At 60.3% G+C, this 13,828-nt stretch carries 10 protein-coding genes; 4 read left to right on the top strand and 6 right to left on the bottom strand.

The window, feature by feature from the left end:
• Positions 1 to 127: 127 nt before the first annotated feature.
• Positions 128 to 970, bottom strand: a complete 843-nt coding sequence (pcaR, locus tag BMW74_RS01890) for a pca regulon transcriptional regulator PcaR (protein ID WP_093412804.1) — start codon at positions 968 to 970, stop codon at positions 128 to 130.
• Positions 971 to 1,663: 693 nt separating this feature from the next.
• On the opposite strand from pcaR, the gene BMW74_RS01885 reads away from it, so the two are divergent.
• Positions 1,664 to 1,864, top strand: a complete 201-nt coding sequence (locus BMW74_RS01885) for a hypothetical protein (protein ID WP_093412800.1) — start codon at positions 1,664 to 1,666, stop codon at positions 1,862 to 1,864.
• 376 nt (positions 1,865 to 2,240) lie between these two features.
• The gene (locus tag BMW74_RS01880) at positions 2,241 to 3,716 is read left to right on the top strand and encodes an inorganic phosphate transporter (protein WP_093412795.1); all 1,476 of its coding nucleotides are present in this window, start codon (positions 2,241 to 2,243) and stop codon (positions 3,714 to 3,716) included.
• A 983-nt stretch (positions 3,717 to 4,699) separates the two neighbouring features.
• On the opposite strand, the gene ccoM is transcribed toward BMW74_RS01880, so the two are convergent.
• From ccoM to BMW74_RS01870, 3 genes are all read right to left on the bottom strand, one after another.
• Positions 4,700 to 4,816, bottom strand: a complete 117-nt coding sequence (gene ccoM / locus BMW74_RS25600) for a cytochrome c oxidase subunit CcoM (RefSeq protein ID WP_305881711.1) — start codon at positions 4,814 to 4,816, stop codon at positions 4,700 to 4,702.
• Positions 4,817 to 4,962: 146 nt separating this feature from the next.
• Positions 4,963 to 5,124: a hypothetical protein gene (locus BMW74_RS25135; protein ID WP_093412791.1), complete on the bottom strand. Its 162-nt coding sequence runs from the start codon at positions 5,122 to 5,124 to the stop codon at positions 4,963 to 4,965.
• 128 nt (positions 5,125 to 5,252) lie between these two features.
• Positions 5,253 to 5,594, bottom strand: a complete 342-nt coding sequence (locus BMW74_RS01870; protein WP_093412787.1) for an aspartate-semialdehyde dehydrogenase — start codon at positions 5,592 to 5,594, stop codon at positions 5,253 to 5,255.
• Positions 5,595 to 5,800: 206 nt separating this feature from the next.
• Between BMW74_RS01870 and rapA the strand changes: the two genes are divergently transcribed.
• A complete protein-coding gene (rapA, locus tag BMW74_RS01865) occupies positions 5,801 to 8,647 on the top strand; it encodes an RNA polymerase-associated protein RapA (protein WP_093412783.1) in 2,847 nt (948 codons plus the stop codon).
• Positions 8,648 to 9,024: 377 nt separating this feature from the next.
• Here the strand turns inward: rapA and BMW74_RS01860 are convergent, their stop codons facing one another.
• The gene (locus BMW74_RS01860) at positions 9,025 to 10,371 is read right to left on the bottom strand and encodes a spinster family MFS transporter (RefSeq protein ID WP_093412779.1); all 1,347 of its coding nucleotides are present in this window, start codon (positions 10,369 to 10,371) and stop codon (positions 9,025 to 9,027) included.
• Between the two features lie 296 nt (positions 10,372 to 10,667).
• Between BMW74_RS01860 and BMW74_RS01855 the strand changes: the two genes are divergently transcribed.
• Entirely contained in the window at positions 10,668 to 12,953 is a 2,286-nt protein-coding gene (locus BMW74_RS01855; RefSeq protein WP_093412775.1) for a putative bifunctional diguanylate cyclase/phosphodiesterase, read from the top strand.
• On the opposite strand, the gene BMW74_RS01850 is transcribed toward BMW74_RS01855, so the two are convergent.
• Positions 12,844 to 13,740, bottom strand: coding sequence for an NAD(P)-dependent oxidoreductase (locus BMW74_RS01850; RefSeq protein ID WP_093412770.1), 897 nt, complete (start codon positions 13,738 to 13,740; stop codon positions 12,844 to 12,846). The two genes, BMW74_RS01855 and BMW74_RS01850, sit on opposite strands and share 110 nt — an antisense overlap.
• Positions 13,741 to 13,828 lie beyond the last annotated feature (88 nt).

Raw genomic sequence — 13,828 nt, 5'->3', positions numbered from 1 at the left:
AAGCCGCCGGAAAAACCCAAACAATCCGATAATCGACTAAGTGTTCGTTTATCGAACAGATTGTTGTCTACCTATCGTTTTCCCCGGGGGTGACGGCAACCCATCGCCATATAGAAGAAGGAAGGTCTCAAGCAAACAACTGGGAACTCAGCTCGCGGCTGGCGTCGAGCAAGCCCGGCAGGACCCGCTGCTGCAACTCAGTGCAACTGACGCGCCCGGCATGGGTGCTCACATTCAAGGCGGCCAGTACCTGACCGGAGGCGTCATACACCGGAACGGCAATCGAACGCAGGCCTTGTTCCAGCTCCTGGTCGACAATGCACCAACCTTGTTGCCGGACCTGCTGCAAACACTCAAACAACGCCTGGGGGGTGTGCAGGGTGCGGCTGGTCTTGGCTTGCAGGTCGACACTGTCCAGGTATTCACGTAACGAAGTGTCATCCAGCGCCGCCAACAGAATCCGTCCCATCGATGTGCAATAGGCCGGCAAGCGACCGCCCACCGACAGATCCACGGAAATCAGCCGCTGGGTCGTCGCCGAGCGGGCGATGTAAAGAATGTCGTTACCTTCGAGCGTGGCCATGTTGCACGCCTCGTGCAGTTGCTCGCTCATGCGGTCCAGGTAGGGTTGCGCCGACACCGCCAACGGCGTCGAGGACAAATAGGCGTGGCCCAGGGTCAGCACCTTGGGCAACAGCGAATAGGTACGCCCATCCGTCGTCGCGTAGCCGAGCTTGATCAACGTGTGTAGGCAACGGCGCACGGCAGCGCGAGGAATTTCGGTGCGATGGCTGATCTGAGCAATGGTCAGGTGCCGCTTGCGCTCCTGGAACGCCTGCACCACCGCCAGCCCCCGGGCCAGGGAGGTCATGAAATCGGGATCACCGGTCAATGCCTGGATCCGCTTGGCGGGAGACGCGACAATCGGCGGCGCGGCAGAGGTGAAGGCGTTTCGCAGTTGATCGTTCATTTCAGGTGGATCCCCAAGGCTCAAAGGCTATTAGCAGTGCTGGCCAACCCTGCGCGCAAGCCATTGGCCGCCAACTCCGGGCGATTATCGAACCACCGGCCGATAATCGCAATCATCACCCCAGCTTGCCGCACACCTTGAACAGTGCGAAATACACCCCACATTTAATACCCTGGCACCTTAGTCGCGTAATCGGCCAACGAGGCGCGAACCGAAGTACACAAACAGCGACTTGTAAATGACGCCAGGAAATGCACCCCGCGTGAGGTTACATTCCATGTATTCACTGAAATACTTCCAGACAACAACATAAATTCACCCGCTGGCACACTTTTAACTTGTGAAAGATAGTCATCAGCTATTCCGCCGCTATAATCTAACTCAGTGATCAGTCCTGTTGTCCTTCAATAACCGGATCCAATCACTGATCAGGCAGTGCGCGGGCAACGACCGCCAACCGCCGGCAAGCGCCAGACCCAGACCCGGGCACAGCGCTCGCGTGAGACAATCGACCTGACGCTACATCAATGGTTATTCTCTGGTGCTGTGGCCGCCTGTAAAAGCGCTGCGGTGAGCAGGACGTTACTCATGAAGTAAGGAGCCCATGGCGACTTTCATGACAACGTCTGTCCACAACAGATCGCACGCCGGGCGTTTCACCAGAGCTCATTTCAACTTAAATTAGGTAACACTGTGACGAAAGAAGAACTGCGCGCGGAACTTGAGCGCCAGGAACAACGTTACAAGGAAGTTTACGGCGGAGAAGTCACCACCTACGCCGCACAACCGGAACCGGAACGCAAACCCTGGCGTAAGCGCGCCAGCATTCAGGATCAGGCATTCTCCCAAGAACTCCAAAAGATGGAAAAGGAACTCAAGGCCGAGGAGCCCTGATCGTTTCAATTTCCGTCCCGCAGGGCCTGCGTACCGTTGAGCCAAGAACTGGACGGTTCGCCAAGTCATATTGCGCCTGCCAAGAGCAGGCGACAGCCACCTCAGCCCATGGGACGAGTCGTTTGGCATATGACTGGCCCCCATTTCAGAAATTTCATACAGCGCCTTTCTCCCTCGACTGACGTCAGTAAACCCCTGCCTGCAAAATATATTCTCAATAAAATCAACACCTTAAGGAACCTACAAGCACACTGGGACTTAAGCCCCTGTTACAAACTAAATCGTTGAATCATGTTACCGATGGGCACCTAGTGCATCGATTAACCGTCTTTTCTGGCATAATCGCGCCCCCTTACGACCGGGTCAGAAAACCTTCATGATCGATTTATTCAGCGGACTAGATGCTTGGGTGCTTGTGAGCCTCTTGCTCGCCCTAGCCTTTGTCCTCGCCTTCGAGTTCATCAACGGCTTTCATGACACCGCTAACGCGGTTGCCACTGTTATCTACACCAAAGCCATGCCGCCTCACCTGGCGGTGTTCTTTTCCGGTGTGTTCAACTTCCTTGGCGTGTTGCTCGGCGGTGTGGGCGTGGCGTATGCCATCGTCCATTTGCTGCCGGTAGAGCTGTTGATCAATGTCAATACAGGCCACGGACTGGCAATGGTGTTCTCGCTGCTGGCAGCGGCCATCACCTGGAACCTGGGCACTTGGTACTTCGGTATCCCGGCCTCCAGCTCCCACACCTTGATCGGTTCGATCCTCGGTGTCGGCCTGGCGAACGCCCTGATCAACGACATCCCGCTGGCTGACGGTGTCAACTGGCAGAAAGCGGTCGACATCGGCGCGTCGCTGGTGCTCTCGCCAATGGCCGGTTTCCTCGTGGCTGCACTGGTGTTGCTGGGTCTGAAATGGTGGCGTCCGCTGTCCAAGATGCACAAGACACCGGACCAGCGCCGCAAGATCGATGACAAGAAACACCCGCCATTCTGGAACCGCCTGGTCCTGGTGATCTCGGCCATGGCCGTCAGCTTCGTTCATGGTTCCAACGATGGCCAGAAAGGCATCGGCCTGATCATGCTCGTCCTGATCGGTATCGTGCCGGCCCAGTTTGTACTGGACCTGAACAGCACCACGTACCAGATCGAACGGACGCGCGATGCGACCTTGCACCTGAGCCAGTTCTACCAGCGCAATCACGACACCCTGGGTGAGTTCCTGGCCCTGGGCAAAAGCGTGAAGGATGACCTGCCGGAGAAGTTCCGTTGCAACCCGCAACAGACCGAGCCGACCATCACCGCATTGCTGGGCACCCTCAAGGGCGTGTCGGATTACCACTCCTTGCCACAGGACAGCCGCATCGAAGTGCGCCGCTACCTGCTCTGCCTGGACGACACCGCGAAGAAAGTCGGCAAGCTGCCTGGCCTGGAACCCCGTGAAAAGGCTGACCTGGACAAACTGCGCAAAGACCTGACCGCCACCACCGAATACGCCCCGTTCTGGGTGATTCTGGCCGTCGCCCTGGCGCTTGGCCTGGGCACCATGGTCGGCTGGAAACGCGTGGTCCTGACCATCGGCGAGAAGATCGGCAAACAAGGCATGACCTACGCCCAGGGCATGTCGGCACAGATCACCGCCGCGTGCATGATCGGCGCAGCGAACATCTTCAGCCTGCCGGTCTCGACCACCCACGTACTGTCCTCGGGCGTCGCCGGGACCATGGTCGCGAACAAAAGCGGCCTGCAAGGCGGCACCGTACGCACCATCCTCCTGGCATGGGTCCTGACCCTGCCCGCCACCGTAGGCCTGTCGGCCGGCCTGTTCTGGCTGGCCTCGAAAGCCCTCGGCAGCTGATCCACTGACGTACTAAAAAAGGCGACGACCGCAAGGACGTCGCCTTTTTTGTGGGCGCTGTTTAAGCCGCCTTCGCCGGCAAGCCGATCTGCTCCCGCAGGGGATCGAGGTGCATCCACCTGAGACAGGCTGACTGTCAGGCCGCCTTCGCGACGGTGCGGCGATCCGACAAGCCTGCTCCCACCCTGGTCCACGGCGAACACACATCCGGGGGCAGCTCAATTCCTTGTAGGAGCGAGGCTTGCCCGCGAAGGCGGTAAGCCTGACGATATCGATCGTTGAATGGGCTGGCCGGTTCGCGGGCAAGCCTCGCTCCTACGGGCTCAACCCAGATTCCTGCTCGCGATGGCGGTGACGAGCGGCATGGCTAAGACAGTTGCTCCCACCAAAGGCAAATCACACCGCCAGTATTCCTGCGACCCCGATGCGCCCTTCACCACTCAACAGGCCGAGCGGTAGCTCGCCTGCAGCTCTTGATCTGGCTCTGGTTTTTGATCTTGATCCACCCGCCCCTTCGGCAGGCTGAGCGGAGGTATTCCTCTGGGGACTGGCGCAAAGCGCCGTTCGACGCAGTCGAACTCATCGCAGGGAGGTGCAGCGAAGCAAACCGGAGGGCGATGCCCCCAGCGGGATACCGTAGCGAAGGAACCCCGAGCCTTAGCGAGGGGCCGAACGCTAGGGGCAAGCGTTTTTTTGCTTACTTTTTTTAGGCGCTTGTAAAAAAAGTGAGTCGCCGTAAGGGCGAAACCACCAGCCGCCGTGACCGCAGCAACGGATATGTACACCCACCGGCTGATAGGCCGCCTTCGCGACGGTGTGGCGATCCGACAGGCTCGCTCCCACAGTTCGGATTGGGGTACATCCGCAATAAATTGGCCGCCTTATCGAACAGCCCCGCCCAGATCAAAAACAACAGACGAAAAAAAGGGCAACCTAAGTTGCCCAAAATGCCTTGCGTGCTCGTGCTTCCAGAAAGACCTGATTTAAGGCTTTTTACGCTTATGCGCGTCCTTCCAGATAAAGAATCCAAACCCAACAAAAAACAAAAGCATGAGGCTGACTGTCAGCACCCCGGCGATCACTACGTTGTCGAAAAACATGACTGGCCTCCTGCGGTTGCCCTGTTGCGATAGAGCTAAGTTAACCAATCAGGCACAGAAGAACATTGACCGGGGTCAATGCCGCCCCAGAGCGGGCGAATAAGGAAGGGAGTTAACTGACCTGCATCAACGAATACAGCGGGCGATCAACGCTTTTTCGGCTTGCTCTTCGGTTTTTTCTTAGGCTTACCCAACGGCATCGCCTGCTCGAACTGCTGACGCACTTCGTTCAGGCGCTTCTCCTTCAGGTCGTGCACACGCTTGGCACGCTCAGTGTTGAGGTCGATCAGCTTATCGTCTTGGCTCATGGCGTCATTAACATCGTCAGGTTTAAAACAGGCGTGGCGCAACGACCACGGTCGCACCGCCTACGCAAAGTCTGCCAATCATGCGGTCTCTGGCCGACGATGACCAGCCGCCCGCCCTCCTGCGAACCTCAGACCTCGATATCGACCCACAGCCCCTGGCGCGGCTGATCGTCGATCAAGGGCGCCACGGGCACCGTATTGTCGGCATTGAGTTCATCCCCCGGCACAGCCAGGTGTGCCTCGGGATCATCATCGGCTTCGCGGCGACGTTTATTGCGCTCCTGCTGGCGACGCTGCTCTTCGCGCAGCATCATCGCCGCTTCTTCAGGGTCGCGTTTTTGCAGGTCAATGGTGCTTTCACTGGAACTGGCCTGCACCGCCACCACCGGGGCAATGTCGGGGCGCGGACGTACCGGGTCGTGCTGAGAGGTGATCGGCACGGCACTTAATGGAAGCATCGGTGGCAGCATGATTTGGCGTCTCCTGTCGGCAGTCTGTCGGCTGCTGGCGCGATGACTTGAGCCATCGGTCGTAAACTTGTGAGCGAGTTGACACCTCTGGCCCCCATTCGCTTCCATGCGCTACCGTAAGACTAGTAGTTTTTATGAGAGTCCTTTGGCTCTGAAGGCAGCGATCCGTTAACATAGTCGGCTTTTTCAGGCGGGAGTCAGGCAGCATGGCGCAGCAGTATCAACCGGGGCAACGCTGGATCAGTGACAGCGAAGCAGAGCTAGGTCTAGGCACCGTTCTGGCACAGGACGGTCGCTTGTTGACCGTGCTCTACCCGGCCACTGGCGACACTCGCCAGTATGCGCTACGGAATGCGCCCCTCACCCGCGTGCGGTTTTCGCCGGGTGACACCATCACTCACTTCGAAGGCTGGAAGATGACCGTGCGCGAAGTCGACGATGTCGACGGCCTGCTGGTCTACCACGGGCTCAACGCACAGAACGAACCCGTTACCCTGCCGGAAACCCAGCTGTCGAACTTCATCCAGTTCCGCCTGGCCAGCGACCGTCTGTTCGCCGGGCAGATCGACCCCCTGGCCTGGTTCTCCCTGCGCTACCACACCCTGGAACACACCAGCCGTCAATTGCAGTCCTCGCTCTGGGGCTTGGGCGGTGTGCGCGCGCAACCGATCGCGCACCAATTGCACATCGCCCGCGAAGTCGCTGACCGTATTGCGCCGCGGGTTCTGCTGGCCGACGAAGTGGGCCTGGGCAAGACCATCGAAGCCGGCCTGGTGATCCATCGCCAACTGCTCTCGGGCCGCGCCAACCGCGTCTTGATCCTGGTCCCGGAAAACCTCCAGCACCAATGGCTGGTGGAGATGCGCCGCCGCTTCAACCTGCAGGTCGCCCTGTTTGACGAAGAACGCTTCATCGAAAGCGATGCCAGCAACCCCTTCGAGGACACCCAACTCGCGTTGGTGGCCCTGGAGTGGCTGGTTGACGACGAGAAAGCCCAGGACGCGCTGTTCGCCGCGGGCTGGGACCTGTTGGTCGTCGACGAAGCGCACCACCTGGTCTGGCACGAAGATCAAGCCAGCCCCGAGTACTCGCTGGTCGAGCAATTGGCCGAGACTATCCCCGGTGTCCTGCTGCTGACCGCTACCCCGGAACAACTGGGCCAGGACAGCCACTTCGCCCGCCTGCGCCTGCTCGACCCCAATCGTTTCCACGACCTGAAGGCCTTCCGCGCCGAGAGCGAAAACTATCGCCCGGTGGCCGAAGCCGTCCAGGAGTTGATGGACCAGGGCCGCCTTTCGCCCGCCGCGCACAAAACCATCCACGGTTTCCTCGGCGATGAAGGCGAAGCGCTGTTGGCTGCCGTCAACGATGGCGACGTCGAAGCCAGCGCCCGCCTGGTGCGCGAGCTGCTCGACCGACACGGTACCGGCCGCGTGCTGTTTCGCAACACCCGCGCCGCCGTACAGGGTTTCCCGGAGCGCAAGCTGCATCCGTACCCACTGCCGTGCCCGGACGAATACCTCGAACTGCCGCTGGGCGATCACGCCGAGCTGTACCCGGAAGTCAGCTTCCAGGCACAGCCGGATGCCAACGAAGAAGAGCGCTGGTGGAAGTTCGATCCGCGGGTCGAATGGCTGATCGACCAACTGAAAATGCTCAAGCGCACCAAAGTGCTGGTGATCTGTGCCCACGCCGAAACCGCCATGGACCTGGAAGACGCCCTGCGCGTGCGCTCCGGCATCCCGGCGACGGTGTTCCACGAAGGCATGAACATCCTGGAACGCGACCGCGCAGCCGCCTACTTCGCCGATGAAGAGTTCGGCGCCCAGGTATTGATCTGTTCGGAGATTGGTAGCGAAGGCCGTAACTTCCAGTTCGCCCACCACCTGGTGCTGTTCGACCTGCCGGCCCACCCGGACCTGCTGGAGCAACGGATCGGCCGCCTCGACCGTATCGGCCAGAAACACATCATCGAGCTGCACGTGCCGTATCTGGAAACCAGCCCGCAAGAGCGCCTGTTCCAGTGGTACCACGAAGCGCTGAACGCATTCCTCAACACCTGCCCGACCGGCAACGCCTTGCAGCATCAGTTCGGCCCGCGCCTGCTGCCGCTGCTCGAAAGCGCCGACGATGGCGAGTGGCAAGCCCTGATCGACGAGGCCCGCACTACCCGCCAAGCCTTGGAAACCGAACTGCACAGCGGCCGCGACCGCCTGCTGGAGCTCAACTCCGGCGGTGCTGGTGAAGGTGAGGCCCTGGTTGAGGCGATCCTTGAGCAAGATGATCAGTTCGCCCTGCCGATCTACATGGAGACCCTGTTCGACGCCTTTGGCATCGACAGCGAAGACCACTCGGAAAACGCCCTGATCCTCAAGCCAAGCGAAAAAATGCTCGACGCCAGCTTCCCGCTCGGCGACGACGAAGGCGTGACCATCACCTACGACCGCAACCAGGCGCTGTCTCGCGAAGACATGCAGTTCATCACCTGGGAACACCCGATGGTCCAGGGTGGCATGGACCTGGTGCTGTCCGGCTCGATGGGCAACACCGCCGTCGCCCTGATCAAGAACAAGGCGCTCAAGCCTGGCACCGTATTGCTCGAACTGCTGTACGTCAGCGAAGTGGTTGCCCCGCGCTCACTGCAATTGGGCCGGTACCTGCCGCCCGCCGCCCTGCGCTGCCTGCTCGATGCCAACGGCAACGACCTGTCGGGCCGGGTATCGTTTGAAACCCTCAACGATCAGCTCGAAAGCGTGCCACGTGCCAGCGCCAACAAGTTCATCCAGGCCCAGCGCGATCAACTGACCCCGCGCATCAATGCCGGCGAAGAGAAAATCGCCCCGCGCCACGCCGAACGCGTCGCCGAGGCACAACGCCGCCTGGCAGCGGACACCGATGAAGAACTGGCCCGCCTGACCGCCCTGCAAGCCGTCAACCCAACCGTGCGCGACAGCGAACTGATCGCCCTGCGCCAGCAACGCGAGCAAGGCCTGGCCATGCTCGACAAAGCGGCATTGCGACTGGAAGCGATCCGGGTATTGGTCGCCGGTTAAGCACCGCCCAATACCGCAGTAAAAAAGAAGGCCCGCAGCGATGCGGGTCTTTTTTTGCCGGCTGATTTGATGGGGTGAGCGTCAGCCGTCTTCGCGAGCAAGCCCCCTCCCTGGTCCACGGCGAACACACATCCCGTGTCAGGCCCGGATTCCTTGTGTGCGGGCTTGCCCGCGAAGGCGGCATGTCTGGCGCCATAACCGGCGCCTGACACACCCTTTTCGCGAGCAGGCTCGCTCCCACACCAAGCACGTGTACGACCCAAAACACTGTGGGAGCAACTGTCTTAGCCATGCTGCTCGTCACCGCCATCGCCGGCAAGCCGGTCTCGCTCCCACAGGGGATTCGGGCCTGACATCGGATGGCTGCCCACCGCCGTTCAAGCAGTCACTGCTACCCCCCCAGGCTCAACCGCCACCAGCCCATCCTTCATCCGCTTGGCATCGCGCACAAAACAACGCGCCGCCAGGACCAGAAACACCATGGTCAGCAACAACGCGACCGGGACCAAATACAACGCATCGTGCAAGCCAACGGCCTTGAACGCCTCAGTCATCTGCTCCGTGCCGGCCGCCAGCATCGCAGTGTTCGCGAAGTGATCGGACAACCCGCCCACCACCACCGGCCCCAAGCCGCCACCCAATAGATACAAACCGGCAAAGAACAACGCCATCGCCGTTGCCCGCAAGCGCGGCTCCACCACATCCTGGATCGCCGTGTAGACGCAGGTATAGAAGTTGTAGGCAAACAACCACCCCACACTGAACACCGCGACAAACACCCCGATCTCAATCCGCCCGGCATACAGCGCCCAAGCCGTGCACAGGGTTGAAATGATCAAACTAAACGCGGCGAACAGCAGCCGGCCGTTGGCCACTCGCAGGTGAATCTTGTCGGCCACCCAACCGCCCAGCGTCAGGCCAAACAGTCCAGTCACCCCGACAATCACCCCGGTAGCCACCGCGGCCTCATGCAACGGCAACAGGAAATAACGCTGAAGCATCGGCACCATGAACGAGTTGCAGGCATACGTGGCGAAGTTGAAACACAGGCCAGCCATCACCAGCCACAGGAACGTCGGGATCGCCAGCACACGACGAATCGGCCGATCCACCCGCTCCTGGGACACGCGCACCGACTCCGCCGCACCGCGCTGGGGCTCCTTGATGAAGAACATGAATACCGCGAGGATCAACCCCGGTACCGCTGCGATGAAAAACGGTGCACGCCAGCTGTCGAACGTCTTGACCATCCAGCCGATGGTGAAGAACGCCAGCAACAGCCCAAGCGGCAGGCCGAGCATGAAAATCCCCATGGCGCGTGCCCGGCGATGAGCCGGGAACAGGTCTCCGATCAGCGAGTTGGCGGCCGGCGCGTAACTGGCCTCGCCAATGCCGACGCCCATGCGCACGATCAGGAAGCTCCAGAAACTGCCCACCAGGCCATTGACCGCCGTCAGCCCGCTCCACACCGCCAGGCCCCAGCCCATCAACTTACTGCGCGACCCGTTATCGGCCATCCGCCCCAGCGGCAGCCCAGCAATGGCATACACCAGGGTAAATGCAGTGCCGACCAGCCCCAACTGGAAATCGCTGAGGTTCCACTCCATGCGGATGGGTTCGATGATGATCGCCGGAATCGAGCGATCGAAGAAATTGAACAGGTTGGCCAGGAACAGCAAGAACAGAATGCGCCAGGCATTCGCCGCTTGGGTCGAGTTCTGCATGGGTCCGTCTCTTTTATTGTTGTTATAGGGGCTTCACTGCCGAGAGCATCCGAGCCCGGAACCTGCAATCTAGTAAGGCCTGCCCGGGTTGTCTGTAATGATTCGTAAAGCTGATACCCACCGATGGCAACCACCCAGGCAGCCACTTCAACTTATTCCAAAACGCTCTTGAGCCCATTGCAAAATCATTGGAGCCAATGTGCCACTATCGGTTGCGCTCTGTAGATGGCCTCTATACTGCAATCATTCGCCAGCGTTCATGGCGCGGGCGCAATGACTCAGAGACGGGACATGCTATGGAGTGGCTTGGCTTGCATTTCCTGACCGAACTGCCGCAGGGCAGTGCACAGGTCGTACTCAACTGCAGTCATAACTCCTTGTTGGTGTTGCTGGCCTACCTGGTGGCCTGCGCGGCCAGTTTTGGCACGCTAGGCATGGCCGAACGGGCCGGCCATGCCGAAGATCCGACCTCGCAACGACGCTGGCGCTGGGTGGGTGCGACGTGTCTGGCGGGGGGCATCTGGGCCATGCACTTCATCGGCATGCTGGCCTTCCAGGCCCCTATCGACATCCAGTACGACCTGTCGATCACCCTGTTGTCCTTGCTGATCGCCTTCATTGCCGCGTTCCTGGCCATGAACACCTTGAGCGCCCCCGAACTGCGTCCCTGGCAGTATGTACAAGCCTCCATCGGTATCGGCCTGGGGATTGCCGCCATGCATTACGCCGGCATGGCCGCCATGCGCTCCTCTGCCGTGCCCTACTTCGAACCCACGCTGTTCATGCTGTCGATTGTCATCGCGATCCTGGCCAGCGGCGTCGCCCTGGTGCTCTCGCATTACCTGCGCAACGGCAACGGCATGTTCCATCAACTGCTCAAGTACGCCGCCAGCCTGATCCTCGGCGCCGGGATTGTCGGCATGCACTTCACCGGCATGGCGGCCATGCGCCTGGTGCTCCCGGAAGGGGTTGCAGCCCGGATCGCGGTGGACAACAACCACATGCAACTGGGCCTGACCATTGCCGTGATTGCCCTACTGGTGATTGGCAGCAGCATCAGCGCCGCGCTGGCCGACAAGAAGCTGCAGCAAAAGGAGTACGACCTGCGCCGGGTCAACGCGCTGCTCAGTCAATTGGATCAGGCCCGCATGTCACTGCAACAAGCGGCGAACTACGACGCGCTGACCAACCTGATCAACCGCCGGGGCTTCAATCAGATCTTCGCCGAGAAGCTCATCGAAAAAAGCGTTCAGGGCGGCAGGCTCGCCATCATGTTTCTGGACATCGACCACTTCAAGCGCATCAATGACAGCCTCGGCCATGATGCTGGCGACGAGTTACTCAAAGTCATCGCCGCCCATATCAAGAGTTCGACCCGCAGCCACGAAGACGTGGTGGCGCGGTTTGGCGGCGATGAGTTTTGCATCCTCATCACCCTGCACGACCGCGACGAAGCACGGCATATGGCCCAGCGCATCATGCACAAGATGAAAGAGCCCATCGAACTGGCTGGCCGGCGCATGGTCATGACCACCAGTATTGGCATCAGCGTCTATCCCGACGACGGCAAGACATGCGAAGAGTTGCTGAAGAACGCAGACCTGGCGCTCTACCAGTCCAAGGACAATGGTCGCAACGGCCTGCACTTTTTCAGTGCCAACCTCAAAACCCGGGCCACGATGGAACTGCAACTGGAGGAAGAGTTGCGCAACGCGCTGCGCGACGGAACCGGCCTGATGCTGTATTACCAGCCAATCTGCGACCTCAAGACTGGCCAGGTGACCAAGCTTGAAGCGCTGATCCGCTGGCAGCATCCGGTCCATGGCTTGCTGGTGCCCGACCGTTTCATTGCTATCGCCGAGGCCAATGGCCTGATTGCCGAACTGGACAACTGGGTCCTGCGCCGGGCCTGTGCCGACTTGAGCGAACTGTCCAGGGGCGGCTGCGAATCGCTGAAGATCACCGTCAATTGCTCCCCCCTCAACCTGGCCCGCGAGGAACTCGCCGAAGAAATCGAAAGCGCCCTGCGCACCGCCGGGGTGGCGCCACAACGGCTGGAGCTGGAAGTGACCGAGAACGCCTTGATGGGCAACATCGCCAACACCCTGGTGCTGTTACGACAGATCCGCGCGCTGGGCGTTTCGCTGTCAATCGACGACTTTGGCACCGGCTACTCGTCCCTGGCCTACCTCAAGCGCTTGCCGCTCAACACCCTGAAAATCGACCGCTCGTTCATCCAGGACATCCCCAAGGCGACCCAGGACATGGAGATCGTGCAGGCGATCATCGTCATGGCGCATACCCTGCATTTACAAGTGGTCACCGAAGGCGTCGAGACGCTGGAGCAGTACCAGTTCCTCGAACGCTTCGGTTGCGACTTCATCCAGGGTTATCTGTTGAGCCGCCCGGTGCCACTGAGCGAACTGCGCCCGGTATTGAACGAAATCAACCAGCGACGCCCTGTTCAGATCATCAGCCCTTTGAACCTGGCTCGCGGTATAGATGGATCAACGTCGCGGGATCTTTTTCCAGAAAGCCTTGGCCACCATGCAAGCGCATCAGCTGTGCGGCCAAGCCACTGATCGGGGTCGCCGAGCCTTGCTCGCGGGAAAATTTCACTGCGCTGTCCAGGTCCTTGAGCAAGGTGCGCACGTGCCACTTCACCGGCTCAAAACGGCTCTCGGCCATTTGCGGGGCGAGAATCTGCAACGGCCTGGAGTCCGCAAAACCGCCGCCCAGGGCCTCGGCCAACAAACGGGCATCCACCCCGGAGCGTTCGGCCAGCGCCACCACTTCGGCAATCACCAGGGCGTTACAGGCCACGATCATCTGATTGCAGGCCTTGGTCACCTGCCCTGCCCCGACGGGCCCCATGTGCGTGACCCGCTGGCCGACACTCAATAGCGCGCCACGCACCCGTTCCAGATCAGCCAACTCACCGCCGACCATGATCGCCAGGCTCCCGGCCTCGGCCCCCGCCACACCACCGGACACCGGCGCATCGAGCCAACCCATGCCGCACTGATGTACGAGTTGCGCCGCCATTTCCCGGGTCGCCGTCGGTTCAAGGCTGGAAAAATCCACCAACAACTGACCACCTTTCGCCCCGCTGGCCACACCATCGGCAGCGAACACCACCTCACGCACCACCTCGGTATTGGCCAGGCACACCATCACCACATCGGCGTGCTCGCACAACTGGGCCGGGGTAGTGACCCGCCGCGCTCCGGCCGCCACCAACGGGGCGCATTTCTCGGGATTGCGGTTCCACACCGTCAACGGATAACCCGCCGCCAATAGACGCTGGCACATCGGCAACCCCATCAAGCCGATCCCCGCGAACGCAAGTGAAGGTAGCGCTGCCATCATTTCGCCTCTTTTTGATTAAAGATCGCCGAATACTGGCCGATTCAACATGACTTAGGAAAAAAACATCCCCGGCGAGGCTCAGGCTGAC

The sequence above is a fragment of the Pseudomonas sp. ok272 genome, from assembly GCF_900109995.1.
Lineage (GTDB): Bacteria > Pseudomonadota > Gammaproteobacteria > Pseudomonadales > Pseudomonadaceae > Aquipseudomonas.
This window is presented reverse-complemented; position numbering and strand designations above follow the sequence as displayed.

Excerpts from the sequence above, each read along its gene's own strand:
- pcaR (WP_093412804.1), bottom strand. The coding sequence starts at position 970 with ATGAACGATCAACTGCGAAACGCCTTCACCTCTGCCGCGCCGCCGATT.
- BMW74_RS01880 (WP_093412795.1), top strand. The coding sequence starts at position 2,241 with ATGATCGATTTATTCAGCGGACTAGATGCTTGGGTGCTTGTGAGCCTC.
- ccoM (WP_305881711.1), bottom strand. The coding sequence starts at position 4,816 with ATGTTTTTCGACAACGTAGTGATCGCCGGGGTGCTGACAGTCAGCCTC.
- BMW74_RS25135 (WP_093412791.1), bottom strand. The coding sequence starts at position 5,124 with ATGAGCCAAGACGATAAGCTGATCGACCTCAACACTGAGCGTGCCAAG.
- BMW74_RS01870 (WP_093412787.1), bottom strand. The coding sequence starts at position 5,594 with ATGCTGCCACCGATGCTTCCATTAAGTGCCGTGCCGATCACCTCTCAG.
- rapA (WP_093412783.1), top strand. The coding sequence starts at position 5,801 with ATGGCGCAGCAGTATCAACCGGGGCAACGCTGGATCAGTGACAGCGAA.
- BMW74_RS01860 (WP_093412779.1), bottom strand. The coding sequence starts at position 10,371 with ATGCAGAACTCGACCCAAGCGGCGAATGCCTGGCGCATTCTGTTCTTG.
- BMW74_RS01855 (WP_093412775.1), top strand. The coding sequence starts at position 10,668 with ATGGAGTGGCTTGGCTTGCATTTCCTGACCGAACTGCCGCAGGGCAGT.
- BMW74_RS01850 (WP_093412770.1), bottom strand. The coding sequence starts at position 13,740 with ATGATGGCAGCGCTACCTTCACTTGCGTTCGCGGGGATCGGCTTGATG.